The sequence below is a fragment of the Bifidobacterium sp. W8114 genome (assembly GCF_016101165.1).
Classification (GTDB): domain Bacteria; phylum Actinomycetota; class Actinomycetes; order Actinomycetales; family Bifidobacteriaceae; genus Bombiscardovia; species Bombiscardovia asteroides.
Genome location: NZ_JACFRA010000002.1, coordinates 345,546 through 362,139 on the forward strand (window position 1 = coordinate 345,546; position 16,594 = coordinate 362,139).

The following is a 16,594-nucleotide window of genomic DNA, read 5'->3' on the forward strand; positions in this document are numbered from 1 at the left end:
AACGAATCAAAGGAGTGAGGAGTCCATTCGGGTTCCCGCCCTTTTATGCCGCCTTTTATCATCGTCGGCGGTCTGCCTGCACTCATTCCAGTCATGGCTACCAGTACATCCACCTTTTGACGTCAGCACCAGTACCCGGAACCGATGTGGTCGAATGACCCTATGCCTCCACATCGCTTCACCCTCTGTGTGAACACATGCGTCAAACCCACGACACGCCCGAAATTGCAGCATTTTTAAGCCCATGTCCATGGAATGCCACAGATGCTCACAGGGAAGCGACAGATTCCTCCAAAACCGGCACTTTCTACCTAGCTCAATGCACGCAACCGCACAAAAGTTCAAGCCAGCAACCTTCTCGGCTCTAACCCCATGAATATCTTGCCATCGGCCACAAAACTGGCATAATGGCATATACAAGGACGGTTCAAGAGCACGGAAGCCCACAAAGTGTATGGCCACCAGGACCGATACGTTGGACGGGTATATAAGACTTGACCGTTGCAACGATGATGTTGTGCAGAGATTCCATCTGGACCGACCTTGTAGGGACGGCCTCCTGCGGGGGGCCGTCCCTATTTATCCACAGGCTTTATCAACGATTGCAGAGGACGGCACCTGCGAATAAAGTGCTATGGTATGGTTCAGAAATTTGACGCACCCTCCAAGGCCTTGCTACGCAGCCAGATCGCGGAGCATATTGCCGAGACCGACGGCCAGGCACGGCACGTATCCAGGCACTCGGATCACCCGGTCTCGCCCTTGCCTGAGGATCGCTATTTCGACCGGGAGCTGAGCTGGCTCAAGTTCAACAAACGCGTGCTTGAACTGGCCGAAGATGAGAGCGTGCCCCTGTTGGAGCGCGCCAACTTCGCCGCCATCTTCGCCAGCAATCTTGATGAGTTCTTCATGGTTCGCGTGGCTGGTCTGAAGCGTCGCGTAGACACCGGCATCGCTGTGACTGCAGCCAGCGGAATGAGCCCTCGTCAGCAACTGAGAGCCATTTCCGAGCAGGCGCACAAGCTTCAGGACGAGCATGCCCACTACGTCATCGACCACATCCTGCCTGATCTCGCGGCCGAAAGCATCATCCTTCTGAGCTGGACACAGCTGAGCAGTCAGGAACAGGAACGGCTCACCAACTTCTTCCGCAACCAGGTCTTTCCGGTCCTGACCCCGCTGGCCGTCGACCCGGCCCACCCCTTCCCCTATATCTCAGGCAACTCCCTGAACCTGGCGGTCCTGGTGGAGAACCCCACCTCGGGCAAGACCCACTTCGCCCGCGTCAAGATTCCCGACAATCTCTCCCGCCTGGTTCCTGTGGACGACCTGACCGACGAAGAGGGTCGGGAGGAGCGCTACGGGTTCATCACCATGGAGAACCTGATCATCGCCCATTTGGAATACCTCTTCCCAGGCATGATCATCAAGGAGGCCCGCTCCTTCCGCGTCACCCGCAACGAGGATATTGACGTCGAGGAGGACGACGCCGAAAACCTGCTCAACGCCATGGAGAAGGAGCTGCTGCAACGGCGGTTCGGACCGCCCATCCGCCTGGAGATTTCCGACTCCGCCTCTCCCTTCCTCTCCCAGCTGCTGGCCAGCAAGCTTAGAGTCAATCAGGAGGAGGTCTATCGGCTACCCGCCCCCTTGGATTGCACCGTCCTGTTCGAACTGCAGTCCATCGATCGGGCCGACCTCAAGTTTCGCCCATTCATTCCCACCACCAACCGGCAGATAGCCGAGGTGGAATCCAGCCAGGCCCAGGACATCTTCGCCGCCATCCGCGAGCATGACATCCTCCTTCACCACCCCTATGACTCCTTCTCCACTTCAGTTCAGGCCTTCCTGGAGCAGGCAGCAGCCGATCCGCGAGTGCTGGCCATCAAGCAGACCCTCTACCGGACCTCGGGCAACTCGCCCATCATCAATGCCCTGGTGGATGCCGCGCACGCCGGCAAGCAGGTCCTGGCCCTGGTCGAGATCAAGGCCCGGTTCGATGAGGAGGCCAACATCGCCTGGGCTCGTCAGCTGGAACGGGCCGGTGTCCACGTTGTCTACGGGATCGTGGGCCTGAAAACCCACTGCAAGCTCTCCCTGGTGGTCCGTCAGGAGCAGGACGGCCTGCGTCGTTACTGCCACGTAGGCACCGGCAACTACAACCCCAAGACCGCCCGCCAGTATACCGACCTTGGTCTGCTGACCTGTGACCCAGTGGTGGGACAGGACCTGACCAGGCTCTTCAACCAGCTGTCAGGCTATGCACCCAAGTCCTCCTTCCACCGACTGCTGGTAGCCCCACGCACAGTCCGCTCCGGGCTGCTGCAGCGGATCGCCCGCGAGGAAGAGACCGCCCTGAACGGCAAGCCTGCATGGATACGAATCAAGGTCAACTCCCTGGTGGATGAAAAGATCATCGACGCCCTCTACCGGGCCAGCCAGGCGGGGGTCCGCATCGACATCGTGGAGCGTGGCATCTGCTCCCTGAAACCTGGCGTGCCCGGACTGAGCGAGAACATCCGAGTCCACTCCATCCTGGGCCGGTTCCTGGAGCACAGCCGCATCTTCGCCTTCGCCAACTCCCAGGGCCCCCAAATCGGCGAGGGTCCTCTGGCCGGGCCAGAGGTCTGGATAGGCTCCGCCGACCTGATGCATCGCAACCTGGACCGCCGCGTGGAGGCGCTTGTCCGCATCACTGCGCCCGAGCAGGTGCAGGGACTGATCGACTACGTGGATCTGCAGATGGCCGACACCACCAGCTCCTGGCACATGCAGCCCGACGGCACCTATGTGCGGCACAGCCGCGATGATCAGGGCCGGCCTCTGGTCGACTCCCAGGAGTACCTGATCGACCGTCACACCCGAACCCCCAGGGCCAGGAGATGATGATGCGCCTCCCGACCGGCCGGTCCGCCGCCAAGGCGGACGATTGGGATGGCGCCCGGCCATGAGCAGGACGGTCGAGGCAGCCGGAGCCATCCTCTACCGGTGGCGCACAAGCTTCCAGGGATGGATGAAATTCAGCGACGACGGCCGAGCAGCCCCAGGAGCCAGCCCACGCTCCGACCTCGATCAGCTGGAGCTCTGCCTGGTCCATCGTCCCAAGTACGACGACTGGAGCTGGCCCAAGGGCAAGCTGGAGAATCGTGAGACCCACATGCGGGCGGCCGTGCGCGAGGTGGGCGAGGAGACCGGCTGTCTTGTCCGGCTGGGGCCATACCTGGGAGATGCCGAATATCCGCTGAACAACGAGGGCAGGAGTCGGGGCGGCAAAGGTGGCAGGCTCAAACACATCTGCTACTGGATGGCCACGCCGACCGACTCGGAGCACGCCGCCGGTCAAAGTGCACTGCTGGGACCCATCCACCGGCCTGATTCCAGGGAAATCGACCAGATACGATGGGTTGGAGCCTCAGAAGCCCGCAAACTATTGACCCACCCCAGCGACAGAACCATACTGGACGCCTTCGTGGATCAGGTGGAGCAGGGAGGCATCCGGGCTCGTCAGTTGATCATCGTCCGCCACGGCAAGGCTGTGGCCCGGAAGGAGTGGACAGGCAAGGACGCGAATCGTCCCCTGACCCCCAGGGGTGCCGGCACCTCCTATGCCCTGGCTCGTGAGCTGGCCTGCTTCGCGCCCGACAACCTCCTGTCCTCCCCCTGGATCCGCTGTGTGCAGACATTGCGACCCTACGCCGACGAGGTAGGCCTGCCCATAGAGATGGTGACCTGTCTGACGGAGTCCTCCTACCACCGACGCCCAGACCAGGCCCACACCTGGCTGGACGGGCAGATGGCCGACCTGCTGACAGGTAACAGAACCATCATGATCTGCATGCATCGCCCTGTCCTGGGAGGAGTCTTCGAGAAGCTGCGCGGGCTATGCTCCAGCGGATCGCTGTCCAAACGGCTGCCCGATGACTCCCCCTTCATGCCCACCGGCAACGCCGTCGTCCTCAGTCTGACCGGCGACCCCAATCATCCGACCATCATCGACATACAGAAGGTGACTCCCATTGTCTACTGACAGCAACTCCAGAATCGGTTCATCCTCAATCCGCTCCTCCCGCACGGGATTCGTAGCCTCCGGCACCGGAGCATCGCGTCCTTCACGCCCTGGTCAGCTGGATCCGGCCATCGCCGACCAGCTCTCCGGAGGCATGGATCCACAGCAGATCAGCGAGATGAGCCATGTGTCAGCAGCCTCCCTGCTGGACCGGGTCCACCACAGCGCCGACCCGGCCATCGTCAAACGAGTCCTGACCCTGGTCGACCGCGAGGGCGTGGATATAGTGGCCGAGCTCTGGAGCGACAGTGACCCCGACTCTCTGCCTGGCATTCTTTGGCGGCTCTACATGCTTCGCAGCTGGATGCGTAAGGACGCTGATGGAATCAGCCGCCTGTGGCGGCTGGGCGAACCCACTGACAGCGCTGCATCAGCCATCGCCGGCGTGGATCAGGCCCCGGAGGCCGACGACATCATCCGAACCGCCGACTCCATCCTCTCCGGAGCTTTCACGGGCGACTTCGCCATAGCCCTGGAACGCGCCGGAGCCTTCTGCGACGTGATCGCCCGCGGAATCAAGACCACCATCCGGGACGCCCAGAGCCGGCAGCTGGACGGTCAGGATACCAAGGAGGTCGACGCGGCACAGCGCACCGTCAACTCCCTCAATCAGACGGCACGTGACTTCATGAGGGGCGCATCACTCTGGCGGCGGGGACGGCTGGAGTAGGATCCGCCACCCTTTCAAGCCGGAAGCGTAAGCGCGCCGTGAACACAGATCAGACCCCGGCATGCCCTACAATGGGGACTGCGTCGGACCATGGTTAAGCCCCGGGCTCCGTTTGTTGCCGCTGCGAGCGGCGTTTGCGCCGACAGGCGCTTGCATGGTTCGGCGTTTTCATTTCCATTCCCAAATCAAAGGCAGCATGGCTTGCCGGTCGCTACCAGAAGCCGACCCGCTGAGCTACGCTGAGAGGTATGGAACTTCACGTACTGGAACACCCGCTGATTGAGCACAAGCTGACCGTACTGCGGGACAAAAACACCCCTTCCAACACCTTCCGCGAGCTGATCAGCGAACTGGTCATGCTTGAGGCCTACGAGGCCACCCGCAATCTGGACATCGAAGACCACCCCATCGAGACCCCTGTCGCTCCCATGGTGGGCAAGAAGCTCTGCTCCCCACGCCCCATGGTGGTCCCCATTCTGCGCGCCGGACTGGGCATGCTTGATGGCATGACCCGGCTGCTGCCAACCGCCGAGGTCGGATTCCTTGGTCTCAAGCGCGACGAGAACACTCTGGACATCATCACCTACGCCAACCGCCTGCCGGAGGACCTCTCCGGGCGTCAGTGTTTCCTGCTGGATCCCATGCTGGCCACCGGCGGCACCCTGATCGCCGCCACCAAATACCTTGCCGAGCGCGGCGCCAAGGACGTGACCTCCATCAACATTCTGGCCGCTCCCGAGGGCCTGAACCGCCTCAAGGAGGAGATGGACCCCTCCATCAACCTCAAGGTGGTGGTCTGCGCAGTCGATCAGAAGCTGAACGAGCACGCCTACATCGTGCCTGGCCTGGGCGATGCCGGCGACCGCCTTTACGGCGTCATCGACTGATCCAACGAACTGACGGGGCACGAACCCCATACCTGACAAGGACCCGAATCTGCACGATTCGGGTCCTTTTTTCAACGGTGTTCGATGGCCGTCCCGGCGGATGCTGTGCAAAATGGACTAGGCTTCCCTCCCCTACCCCGTCAGTGAGGATAGGTTCGCTATGAAGTCGTCGCTATAGAAACTGCCGGCTCTGCAATGCCATGGAGCTTAGCGAACCAGTCATCATGTCTGTAATCCTCCCGACCTCTATTCTCCCAACCGTCTATCCCTCGACTTCCACCCTCTCGCCCTCTGTCCTCTTGCCCACCTCTCGCACGAGAGTGCCTAATCGCTGATCGCCACCCTGGTTCTTCCCCTGGTCTGACCCTGAAAACACCCTGAGTGGGCCTTGCCTGGTGTTGCAATAAGAACAGCGGCATTCAAGGGCGAGAAAGGAGCACACCATGGAGGGCAAGTCCCTTTCCCTAGGTGGATCAATCACAGGAACCGGAGCCTCAGGACCGATGGGCGGGGGCGGCTCGCAAACCGCAGGTCGAACCAAGGCACGCACTCCTGGCCTGGGCTCCCTGGTGCAGTCCTTTCTGCATGAGCATCGGTCCTCCTACACGGTCATGGTTCTGGCAGTCATGGCCGCTTCAGTCCTTACCAGCGCCTGGGCCCAGGTAGCCATTGCCGCTCGGAAGGGCGACGGGATGCCAGATACACGCGCAATGAATTCCTACGACCGCGCTATGACCCTGTCCTTACAAGACGGCGCTGCACTGATATCCATAACGTACGCCTGCATATGCGGGTTCGTCTCCATCTTCCTGGTCATCACCTCCGTGGGGTTCCTAATCGAGCGCCGTCGTCGCGAGTATGCCATGATGCGGCTTTCCGGCGCCTCTCCCAGGACCGTGAGATTCATCTCTCTGCTGGAATTCATGATTCCGGTAGGTTTGGCCGCCCTCCTGGGCAGTTCGGCGGGATGCCTGCTGGTGCCCGCATTCGCCAAGTCCCTGATCAACTCAGGTCTTGAAGCACTGGAAATGACCGCGCATCCCCACCCCATGGGAATTATCTTCGCTTTCGCGGGGATACTCCTGGCAGGCCTCTTCGGAACCTGGTTCGCCGCCAGGAGGATTACCGCCATCTCTCCCATCGAGGCCCTGCAGGACTCCGAGAACAGATCAGGGACCAAGTCAATCGGCCCTCTTCGCCTGATAATCGCCCTGGCCGGCCTGGCTGGAGGACTGGCCATGGTCTATCACCGCTTCAAGGGCATGGACATTGAAATCCAGATCCTGGCCTCGACCGGCTGCCTGCTCGTCATCATCGGCGCCCTGGCTCCTGTCCTGGTTCCGGCCTGCGCCAACCTGATCGGCATCCCCTTCCAACTGGCCTTCCGAGGTGCCGGTCTTCTGGCACGGCAAAGGGCGCGGAAGGAAAACCGGAGCTCTACCGCCGTCGCAGTGCCGATCATACTGATGCTGGTCATCGTGACCGGAATAATAGCCCTAGTACGGTCCAGCTGGGCGCAAGAAGCCATAAGCCGGTATAAGCCGGTCGCTGCCGAAACCATGATCACTGCAGAGAGCAATGATCCAAGAGACCTGGATCGCCAGCTTCGGTCCACTGCAGACGTCGAATCCGCCGTCACCTATAGCGAGGGATCCTGGAAAACTGCAGACAAGGAAGATACCGGCGGCAATGGCGAACCCTCCGTCATGGCTATGCATGTCAACAAAGCAGGCAAGAGCGTCAATACCATTAGCCCAATCTTCATCGAGGGCTCCGCTGCGGATCTGGGGCCGGGCAAGATCGCCGTTATTGCCAGTGGCCGCGCTCAGGAGAAAAACCCCATCGGACGCAAGCTGACTCTGATCGACAGGTACGACAAAGGCCATACGCTGACCATCACCGCCGTAGTCGATATGACCCCGACAGGGCAGATGGGCCAATACCTGATGACGGATGCAGACCTGTTGCAGCTGGCGCCAGACAACAGCGGATCGACCACCCTGGCCAGGACCGCCCCTGAAATTCGCACAGACGATCTGATCAATAAGCTCAATGCTTCATGGGACAGGAAAGGCATCAAGGCCTGCACCAAGAAGGAGTACATTCGTTCCGAAATCCAAAGGTCCCAGGAGGTGCAGCGGGCCATGCCCCAGATGGTCAACGGGGCCATCGTCCTGACGGCCATCTTCCTGATTCAAGCATGCGCCATCGCAGTCAATGAGCGCCGCCAGGAGAACCGAAGGATGCAGGCTGCCGGTGTTTCACGTGGAACATTGGTCTGCTCCTCGATTTGGGAGTCAGTAATCGATGCTCTTTCGGCCACCCTGCTTTCAGCCCTGGCCATGGCGGGGGTGCTGGCCGTCATCTTCCATCAGTTGTCCGGCCAGATAGACATGAGCGTCGTGCCTCTCCCCTACGGCTACTTCCTGATCATGGCCCTCTGGGCCATAGGCCTGGCCGTTGCGGCCTCAGGCCTGTATAGCTGGTTCAGCTCTCGGGCAGATACGACTCGAAGATAATCCCATCAAAGTCCGGACTGGCCTCCTCCTGCGCATGCTCGGAGCGGACGGTCCAGGCGATGGGCGTTCCACCTAGGAACCGATAGAGACGCATGGGCAGTGAGTGCCCGCTTTGCCACTCGCAGGCCACGAAGTCCGGCCGCCCCAGCCAGTTGAAGAGGAGGGACCCGGCCATCCAGCGCAGGGCTGACGAGCGCGAATCTACCCGGCCATGGTAGGGGGCGACCAGTTGCCCCCTGGTGACGCCTGGGTGGTGAACCCGATACCAGGCAAGGGCCAGGACGTTGAAGGACTCAATTACATAGGGGCCCTGGTACCTGGACAGGAGGGCATCGGTCCGACGCATGAGCTCCCGATCCAAGCCCCTGTCCATCTTGATCTCGACGACCAAGGGCACCCGGCCATCCACCAGAGCGAGCACCTCGGACAGAAGAGGCACATGCTGCACCTCGGGATCGTTGAGGCCCCCGTCCCCGCCCTCCGTTTCGGGACCGCCATCGTGGTCGGCAGAGCCAGGAATTCCTTCCCCGGACTCAAGAGCCTGGGCAGGGCTTGGGCACAGGGGAATCCTCTGCAGCTGCTCATAGGTCAGGTCCGCCACTGCCCGGTTGACGCCAGCCACCCGCCGCAGGTCTCCATCGTGGATGACCACCACCTGGCCGTCCCGGCTGAGATGGACGTCCAACTCGATCCCGTAGCCGGCCCTGCAGGCCGCTTCGAAGGCAGCCAGAGAATTTTCAGGCGCCACTACCCGAGGGGACTTGGCTTGGGCCGAGGCGTGCCTGCCTGAGGGACGATCGGATTCAACCTTCAGGCAGTCATGGATACGATGCAGGTAGGCGGTCTGTCCAGGGTTGGGATTGGTCGTCTCCATCCCCGAGCCAGCGTCGTGCAGGCCCCTATGGGCGTAGGGATGCAAGGACAGACCGACGGGCTTTCTCCGGCCCGCAACCACTGAAAGACCAGGGGCCAGGGCCCAGCACCAGCCTCCCAAAACACCGAATCCCAGACCCAGTGCGACCTTGCCGGCCAATCGTGCTTTGGACCCCATCATCGCCTCCAGCCATCAGCTACTTCACTATCCACGCTAGCATCGCAGGAGGCTGGACGCGCTTTGCCGGCTTGACTTCAAGCTGCTTCAAGGCCTTATCCTTGAACAAGCAGATCATAGAGGCACGCCCTGCCTTTCAGCCAGCTCCGTCAAGCCATCTGCCAAGAAAGAAGCAAACACCATGCAGAATGATTCATCCACGTCGGTCCCATCCGTCAAACTCAACAACGGCGTCCTCATGCCCATGGAGGGCTTCGGCGTCTACCAAATCGCCGACCTGGACGAATGCCGCCGCTCAGTCCTGGATGCCCTGGAGACCGGGTACCGGGCCATCGATACGGCCCAGGCCTATGGAAACGAGCAGGCCGTCGGAGATGCCCTGGCCCAGAGCGGCCTCGACCGCAACCAGGTCTTCCTGACCACCAAGGTCTGGATCACGAACTACGGGTACGACAAGACCAAGGCCTCGGTCGAGGAGTCCTTGAAGAAGCTGGGCACTGACCACCTGGACCTGGTCCTCCTCCACCAGCCCTTCAACGACTACTACGCAGCCTGGCACGCCCTTGAAGACCTCTATGACCAGGGGGTCCTGCGGGCCATCGGCGTCTCGAACTTCTATGCCGACCGCTATGTGGACCTGGTCAAGTTCAATAGAATCGTCCCGGCTGTCAACCAGCTGGAGACCCACGTCTTCCACCAGCGTCCCCGGGAGCGCGCCTACATGGATAAGTACGGCACCCGGATCGAATCCTGGGGACCCTTCGCCGAAGGCCGCCAGGGGATGTTCACCAACCCGACCCTGACCGAGATCGGGCAGGCGCACGGCCGGACCGCAGCCCAGGTGGCCCTGCGCTTCCTGGTTCAGGACGGGGTCATCGTCATCCCCAAGACCACCCACCGAGAGCGCATGCGCGAGAACCTCGATATCTGGGACTTCCAGCTCAGCGACCAGGAGATGGACCGGCTGCGGGCCATGGACACCGGCAAATCCGCCTTCATGAACCACGAATCACCTGAAACCGTGGAGGACTTCGCCGGCTGATTCAGCATCAGACAGTTCTATATCCATATCTGTGCAGGATGGACGGGCTCTCAGTCTAGGCTTCGCCGTTGCGTCGCCGACGCTTGAGGGCCCGGTGCTTGATCAGGATGTCCAGGACTATCCAGACCGAAAGAATGAAAGCCACCACATAGCCCAGCATGCTGACCACCGGGATACCGAAGACCACCGGCTTGATGCGGGCGAAGTAGACGATTGAAGAGCCCACATAGAGGCCGACGACGATCAGGGCCATGGTCAGCCTGTTGACCATGTCGGACAGCTGCTGCAAGGGCTCCTCGGAGCCTACCAGCTGTACATTGGCCCGAAGCTGCCCCCGTGTCAGCATCTTGGTTGCGGTCTGGGACTCAGCCAGGGCGCCCAAAAGGCCATGCAGGGCCAGGTCACTCTGGATGCCAAGCTTCCGGGCCTCCTCCTTGAGGATGGATCCCGTGCCCATGCTATAGACGACATGATCGGTGATGATCTGCACGATATTTGCCTCGGGCAGGAACTCATCCAAGAGTCCTTCAAGGGTGACCAGGCACCGCGCCACCATGGTCACCGACCCCGGCACCTTGATGCCATGCCGGGCGGCCAGCTTCATCACGGCATTGACGTATTCGGCGATGTCCAGATCGGCCAGGTCCAGCTTGCCGAACCGCTGGACGACTGCATCCAGGTCGGCCAGGAGATAGGGGTAATCCTCGGCCCGGGCCTCTCCCGTGCCGGCGAAGCGGAGCAGCCCCTGGGCCAGGGCTGGTGAATCCTCACGGCCTACTGCAAAAATCATGTCCTTAAGGGCAGATTTGGTCACCTTGTCCAGGCGACCGACCATCCCCAGGTCGATCAGGACTATGCAGCCATCGCGGATGATGATGTTGCCGGGGTGAGGATCGGCGTGAAAGAAGCCCCGATCCATGATCTGGGTGGCATAGTTGTCGACCAGCTTGGTGCCGATCTCCTTCAGGTCATAGCCCTGGGCCACCAGCTGGGCAGGCCGTGAGAGGGATATCCCGTCGATGTACTCCATCACCACCACATGCCTGGTGCACAGTTCGGGATAGGGCTTCGGGCAGTCGATGTAGGCGTATGAGGCACAGAAATCCTTGAACTCCGCCAGATTCTCAGCCTCCTGCTGGAAATCGACTTCGGATTGGAAGGTCTCCCAGAGCTCCTCGACCACCCCGCGAATGTCAATCACCTGGGTGCTGCGGATGAACCGGGATGCCCACTTGACAATGCTGCGCATAATGTCAATGTCCTGGGCCATGGTCTCTTGAATCCCTGGACGCTGAACCTTGACGGCCACGTCCTCACCGCTGACCAGGCGGGCCCGGTGTACCTGTGCCAGGGAAGCCGACCCCAGCGGAACAGGGTCTATGGAGGAGAAGATCTGGTCGAGTGGACGGCCATACTCGGCGGCCAGGGTTCCGGTCACCACCGAATAAGGGATGGGATCCGCGTCGGCGCGCAGCTTGGAGAGCTCACGGCAGAAGGCCTCCGGCAGGATTTCCGAACGCATGGAGAGAATCTGGCCCACCTTGACGAAAGTGGGCCCGAGCGCCTCGAACATGCGGCGCATGGTGACCGGGGTCAGGCCGTGGATGATGTCGAACCGGTTGGCGATGCGGATCATCTCGGCCAGTCGGCGAGCCCTGCCACGCCTGTGACGAATCCTTCCCGCTGCCCCCTGCTGCTCTCCCGTGCCGACCCCGAAGAGGCCAATGGTCTGTACCGGGGCATCATGTCCGTTCATGGCATCCATACTCACCACTCACCTGCGTCCTTTATCCGCATGACCGACCAGCGGCAGACATTCCGACGCAGACGACCGACGCTGACAGTAATCGACTGCTTTCAGCCCTGCTGACCTGCGATGGGATCATTGGAAGTGATGGGGATGGACCCGGACCGACGATTCGGCATTGGCGCCAGGGGCTCATGGTCGGGACGGCGGGGAGCAGGAGCAACATGAGTCGCAGGCCTGGGCGCTCCGGCAGCTGGGGCCGGAGCAGCAGGTGTACTGTCAGCAGGAGCAGGTGCAGGTGCTGGAGCGGGACGGTTTTGCTTGTTGCGCTTGAGCTCAGTATTGAGAATCTTCCCCTGCTCGACCGTCAGCTCGCCCTTCTTGACCAGGTTGTCAATGACCTCCTGGCCCTTCTCCACGCCTGTGGCCAGCGCTCCGATGCCAGCCAGAAGTACCTTGTGCAATCCATCACCGATATGCAAATCCGACATGATATGCCTCCCAGCATTCATACGCCCTTGAAGTACCGGGCCCTTTAGACCGCCAAGAGACGAGCGGCCGTCTCTCTTTACAGTCTAGCTGGTTATCATTGACCAATCCGATTCGACACCGTGGCAAGAGGAACCGCAACGCCTTTCCCCTGGCATTACCCTACGAGCGCTCATCAAAATCTGTGCAGGACCCGCAGACGGAACCGCAGGTTCCTCTTCATCTGGGCCTGGAGGCAGCGATACTGCTGGCCTGATCAGCCAGGGAATCCAGACGCTCCAGTTCGCTCCGGCTCTTCTCGTCCATGGCAGTCTTCATCTGGGCGAAGGTGCCCTGGCCGTACCGTCTGTCGGCTGCACCCTCGATGAGGAAATCCGTAATGGCCGGGTTCTTCGGCAGCAGCGACCCATGCATGTAGGTGCCGATGACCTTCTTCCATCGGGCACCCTCGGTGTGGTCCCTGCCGTTGTTGCCGCGGCCTTCCTCGGTCACCATGCCCAGTGGATGGGCCCCCTCCCCCAGGTAGGTCAGACCAGAGTGGTTCTCATACCCGACCACCCTGCCGAAGTCCTCTGCCTGCTCCACCAGGTTGCCAATCATCCGCTCGGACTTGGCAATGGTATGCACGTCAAGGATGCCGACCCCCTCCAGGCGCTCATGGTCTGAGGTCTCAAAATAATGGCCGAAAAGCTGATAGAGTCCGCAGATCATCAGCATCGGCACATCCTGGTCGGCCAGATCGCGCAGAAGCCCGCCCCGCCCACGCAGGTCGTCGATGATTCGTTCCTGGCCATGGTCCTGACCGCCGCCGCCCAAAATCATATCGATCCGCTCCGGCCAGGCATCGCCGGGATCGTAATAGCGGACCATGGGGCGGAACCCATACAGCTCAGCCCTGCGGGTCACGCTGAGAATGTTGCCCGAATCCCCATAGATGTTCATGTCACGATGGTAGAGGGAGAGGATTTGCAGCGGCGGATGGTCTCCCAGGGCCTCGACCTTGGCCCTATCCTGAGTCTGCGGCATTCCTGCGCTCCTTCCGGTTCGCTCGCTCATGCGCCCACCCCGGCATCGTCAACGCTAGTGATCCTGCCGAGGGCTGACCGAAGCCGGAGCATGGAGGTGTAAGTGCAGTAGATTCGCTTGGGCCGCCCTGGGTGCACCTCAAGGAAGGCCGTCAGCGCCCGATCCAGGTCGCTCTCGATCGCATCCGTGGGCACCTGGTCATAGGCCAGACGCAGGGCCATGTCATAGGCCCGGGTGCCGGAAACCATGGCCACGCCGGTATCCCTGAGCGAGGTGAAGTCCACATCCCAGAGCCAGCTCATGTCACGCCCGTCCGCATACTCGTCCCGGATGGCGATCATGGTGTCCTGGCCGGCAGGGTCGAAGGAGGACAGTGCCAGTCGGAAGCCCATGGGGTTCTTGACAAGGACCAGCTCAACCGGCGCGCCCTGATAAGTGATGACCTCCCCGCGGCCGAAGGCGGGCGTCACCTTGGACAGGGCATCCATGAGCGCTGCATTATCAGGTTCCCTGTCCTCCAGAACGACTCTCACCAGCGCCAAAGCAGCAGCCGCATTGTAGAGGTTATAGACACCTTCAAGACGCAGGTCGGTCTCCAGGATCCGACCGTCCAGGCGAAAGGCAGCCCTATGATCCATGACCCGTTCCAGGGTCACCTCGGCTGGCAGCCGGTGACCATGGCGGACCGGACGGGGAGCGCTGTCCGCACGGGCTCCATCAGCATCCCGATCCGAGGCATGCATATCGTCATCGGTGGGGAAATACCTCAGCAGATCGTCCGACAGACCGAAGTAGGCCACACCGGTCTGGGCCGGCGTCTGGGCGGCCAGGCTTGCGACGCGCGGATCCTCCCGGTTGAGGACCACCGTGCCCGTGGTGGCCTGGGCCACCTGACCCAGCAGCCGGGCTGTAGTGTCGATTTCCCCAAACCGGTCCAGCTGGTCACGCATGACATTGAGCAGGAGGGCATAGCGGGGCTTGACCTGTCGCACAAAGTGGACCGCATAGGCCTCGTCCAGCTCCAGCACGGCAATGTCGGCATGCAGACGCCCGGAGAGCCCCAGTGTAGAGACCAAGGCCGAGACCACGCCCCGGGTGAAGTTGGATCCGGTCGGATTGGTGAAGACCTTGAGGCCCAGGGACTCCAACATGGAGGCCACCATCCTGGTGGTGGTGGTCTTGCCATTGGTCCCCGAGACCAGAACCACACCACGGGGCAGCCCCGACAGGGTCCTGGCCAGGAAGCCCGGGTCGATCCGCTCCACCACCTTGCCAGGCAGGGCCGAACCGCCATGATGGGATAGCCGCGAAACGAAGCGCACCGCCTTACCGACCAGAAGGGCCAGGAGCGAACGCCAAGGCCGACGGGGACGATCAGGCTGATCGGCAGGCTGCGCCTTGGAAGTCGTGGACCGCATGATCAGACCCCTCCCTGCTGGTAGTCCTGGGGCATGTCCTTGAACTTGGACTTCTCGCCCAGGAAGGCCAGCTTAAAGGTGTCGGTGGGGCCGTTGCGGTGCTTGGCCAGGATGATGTCGGCCTCGCCCGGACGGTCCTCCTTGTCGTAGAAGTCCGGTCGGTGGACCAGGAAGACCACGTCGGCATCCTGCTCGATGGAACCGGACTCGCGCAGGTCGGAGAGCATGGGCTTCTTGTCGTTGCGCATCTCAGGACCACGGTTGAGCTGGCTCAGCGCCACCACCGGAACCTCCAGCTCCTTGGCCAACAGCTTCAGTGCGCGCGAGAAGTCGGAGACCTCCTGCTGGCGGGATTCGACCCGCTTGCCCGAGGTCATCAGCTGCAGGTAGTCGATGACCACCAGCTTCAGATCGTTGGTCTGCTTGAGCCGGCGGCACTTGGCGCGGATCTCCATCAGGCTCATGTTGGGCGAATCGTCCAGGAAGAGCGGGGCGTCCTGGAGTCTGCTCCAGAAGGTGTTCAGGGTGTTCCAGCGCTCAGGGGTGATGTCGTCCGCCCGGCGCAGGGCCACCAGAGGAATGTCGGTCTCGGCCGAGATGATGCGCTGGGCCAGCTCGGTCTTGCTCATCTCCAGGGAGAAGACCACTGTGGTCATGTTGTTGTGGAGGGCTGCGGCGCGGGCGAAGTCGATGCCCAGGGTGGACTTGCCCATGGCCGGGCGGCCTGCCACCACAATCATCTGCCCGGGCTGCAGGCCCTGAGTCACGTCGTCGATGCTCTTGAAGCCGGTGGGCACGCCCCGCTCCATGTCGCCGTTCTGCAGCTTGTCCAGCTGATCCAGGGTGTCATGGACGACTGGACCGATGGCCTCGTAATCCTGGCGGACCCTGCCCACGCTCATCTCGTAGACCTCGGCCTGGGCCAGGTTGACGATGTCCTCGGCCTGGGAGCCCTCGGCCGAATAGCCCAGCTGGGCGATCTTGGTGCCGGCCGCAATCACATTGCGCAGGATGGCCCGCTGGTGGACGATTTCGGCATAGTAGGTGGCGTTGGCGGCAGTCGGAACCGAGGCCACCAGGGAGTGCAGATAGTCGGTGCCCCCCACCTTCTCCAGGTCGCCGGACTTGAGCAGCTCGTTGGCCACCAGGACCGCGTCCACCGGCTGGGAGGCCGAAAAGAGGGTGACGATGGCCTCGTAGATGGTCTGGTGCTTGGGCTGGTAGAAGTCGGATATCTCGATCATCTGGCTGACCTCGCCGATGGCATCCTTGCTCATGAGCATGCCGCCCAGCACGGCCATCTCCGCATCGTCGTCATGCGGGGGCACCCGGTCGAAAAGCATGTCGCGGCCGGTCTGGACATGATCGGTGGGACGCTGTTCGGGATGGGTGTAGTCGGTATAGTCGTCGGAAGCCATAGCCACGATTCTACGAAGAGGACCATCCTTGAAAGCCCTGAGAAACGGATTTCACCCAAGGCATTCACTAGGACGCGCCGACCGTACTGGACGGGGTACAAGGCTGCTCATGCATGTGTACAGAAAAATAAGTTATCCACATTCAAGGCGTGTCCTAGAGGACATGTGTGCAACTTATCCACCTCATGGGTATAACTCTGTGCAAAACTTGGGGACAGCCTGCCACATCATCAATCCGGCTTGCACTCAAGGCTGTTTGGT

Annotated in this window: 11 protein-coding genes and 1 pseudogene; 6 read left to right on the forward strand and 6 right to left on the reverse strand. The window is 61.5% G+C overall.

Annotated elements, in window-relative coordinates; all coding sequences use genetic code 11:
- Positions 1-639 precede the first annotated feature (639 nt).
- The 5 genes from H3T89_RS04235 (at position 640) to H3T89_RS04255 (ending at position 8,142) form a co-directional block, all read left to right on the forward strand.
- On the forward strand, positions 640-2,886 hold the full coding sequence (locus tag H3T89_RS04235; protein WP_110417735.1) for an RNA degradosome polyphosphate kinase: 2,247 nt from the start codon (positions 640-642) through the stop codon (positions 2,884-2,886).
- A 61-nt stretch (positions 2,887-2,947) separates the two neighbouring features.
- Complete coding sequence (locus H3T89_RS04240; protein ID WP_198216299.1) at positions 2,948-4,027, forward strand: NUDIX hydrolase; 1,080 nt, start codon at positions 2,948-2,950, stop codon at positions 4,025-4,027.
- A 13-nt stretch (positions 4,028-4,040) separates the two neighbouring features.
- A complete protein-coding gene (locus H3T89_RS04245) occupies positions 4,041-4,736 on the forward strand; it encodes a thymidine phosphorylase (RefSeq protein ID WP_198203513.1) in 696 nt (231 codons plus the stop codon).
- A 248-nt stretch (positions 4,737-4,984) separates the two neighbouring features.
- Positions 4,985-5,623, forward strand: coding sequence for a uracil phosphoribosyltransferase (gene upp / locus H3T89_RS04250; RefSeq protein ID WP_015022561.1), 639 nt, complete (start codon positions 4,985-4,987; stop codon positions 5,621-5,623).
- A gap of 443 nt (positions 5,624-6,066) precedes the next feature.
- Entirely contained in the window at positions 6,067-8,142 is a 2,076-nt protein-coding gene (locus H3T89_RS04255; RefSeq protein ID WP_015022562.1) for an ABC transporter permease, read from the forward strand.
- Here the strand turns inward: H3T89_RS04255 and H3T89_RS04260 are convergent.
- Entirely contained in the window at positions 8,111-9,193 is a 1,083-nt protein-coding gene (locus H3T89_RS04260) for a glycerophosphodiester phosphodiesterase family protein (RefSeq protein ID WP_198216300.1), read from the reverse strand. The genes H3T89_RS04255 and H3T89_RS04260 overlap by 32 nt on opposite strands.
- Positions 9,194-9,374: 181 nt before the next feature.
- On the opposite strand from H3T89_RS04260, the gene H3T89_RS04265 reads away from it, so the two are divergent.
- Positions 9,375-10,235, forward strand: coding sequence for an aldo/keto reductase (locus H3T89_RS04265; protein ID WP_015022564.1), 861 nt, complete (start codon positions 9,375-9,377; stop codon positions 10,233-10,235).
- Positions 10,236-10,290: 55 nt separating this feature from the next.
- Here H3T89_RS04265 and H3T89_RS04270 read toward each other — a convergent pair whose 3' ends face one another.
- From H3T89_RS04270 to dnaB, 5 genes and pseudogenes are all read right to left on the reverse strand, one after another.
- Positions 10,291-12,000, reverse strand: coding sequence for an ABC1 kinase family protein (locus tag H3T89_RS04270; protein WP_198216367.1), 1,710 nt, complete (start codon positions 11,998-12,000; stop codon positions 10,291-10,293).
- 212 nt (positions 12,001-12,212) lie between these two features.
- A pseudogene (locus H3T89_RS04275) lies at positions 12,213-12,473 on the reverse strand (phasin family protein); the annotation flags it as partial.
- A gap of 217 nt (positions 12,474-12,690) precedes the next feature.
- Positions 12,691-13,497 carry a type 1 glutamine amidotransferase gene (locus H3T89_RS04280; RefSeq protein WP_198216301.1) on the reverse strand — a complete coding sequence of 269 codons (807 nt, stop codon included), beginning with the start codon at positions 13,495-13,497 and terminating at the stop codon, positions 12,691-12,693.
- Between the two features lie 26 nt (positions 13,498-13,523).
- Positions 13,524-14,915: a Mur ligase family protein gene (locus tag H3T89_RS04285; protein WP_232347040.1), complete on the reverse strand. Its 1,392-nt coding sequence runs from the start codon at positions 14,913-14,915 to the stop codon at positions 13,524-13,526.
- Between the two features lie 2 nt (positions 14,916-14,917).
- Positions 14,918-16,258, reverse strand: coding sequence for a replicative DNA helicase (gene dnaB, locus H3T89_RS04290; RefSeq protein ID WP_033510868.1), 1,341 nt, complete (start codon positions 16,256-16,258; stop codon positions 14,918-14,920).
- Between the last annotated feature and the right edge of the window lie 336 nt (positions 16,259-16,594).

What these genes read in the sequence shown, in the direction of transcription:
- H3T89_RS04235 (WP_110417735.1), top strand. Translation starts at nt 640, where the DNA reads ATGGTTCAGAAATTTGACGCACCCTCCAAGGCCTTGCTACGCAGCCAG.
- H3T89_RS04240 (WP_198216299.1), top strand. Translation starts at nt 2,948, where the DNA reads ATGAGCAGGACGGTCGAGGCAGCCGGAGCCATCCTCTACCGGTGGCGC.
- upp (WP_015022561.1), top strand. Translation starts at nt 4,985, where the DNA reads ATGGAACTTCACGTACTGGAACACCCGCTGATTGAGCACAAGCTGACC.
- H3T89_RS04255 (WP_015022562.1), top strand. Translation starts at nt 6,067, where the DNA reads ATGGAGGGCAAGTCCCTTTCCCTAGGTGGATCAATCACAGGAACCGGA.
- H3T89_RS04260 (WP_198216300.1), bottom strand. Translation starts at nt 9,193, where the DNA reads ATGGGGTCCAAAGCACGATTGGCCGGCAAGGTCGCACTGGGTCTGGGA.
- H3T89_RS04265 (WP_015022564.1), top strand. Translation starts at nt 9,375, where the DNA reads ATGCAGAATGATTCATCCACGTCGGTCCCATCCGTCAAACTCAACAAC.
- H3T89_RS04270 (WP_198216367.1), bottom strand. Translation starts at nt 12,000, where the DNA reads ATGGATGCCATGAACGGACATGATGCCCCGGTACAGACCATTGGCCTC.
- H3T89_RS04280 (WP_198216301.1), bottom strand. Translation starts at nt 13,497, where the DNA reads ATGCCGCAGACTCAGGATAGGGCCAAGGTCGAGGCCCTGGGAGACCAT.
- H3T89_RS04285 (WP_232347040.1), bottom strand. Translation starts at nt 14,915, where the DNA reads ATGCGGTCCACGACTTCCAAGGCGCAGCCTGCCGATCAGCCTGATCGT.
- dnaB (WP_033510868.1), bottom strand. Translation starts at nt 16,258, where the DNA reads ATGCTTTTCGACCGGGTGCCCCCGCATGACGACGATGCGGAGATGGCC.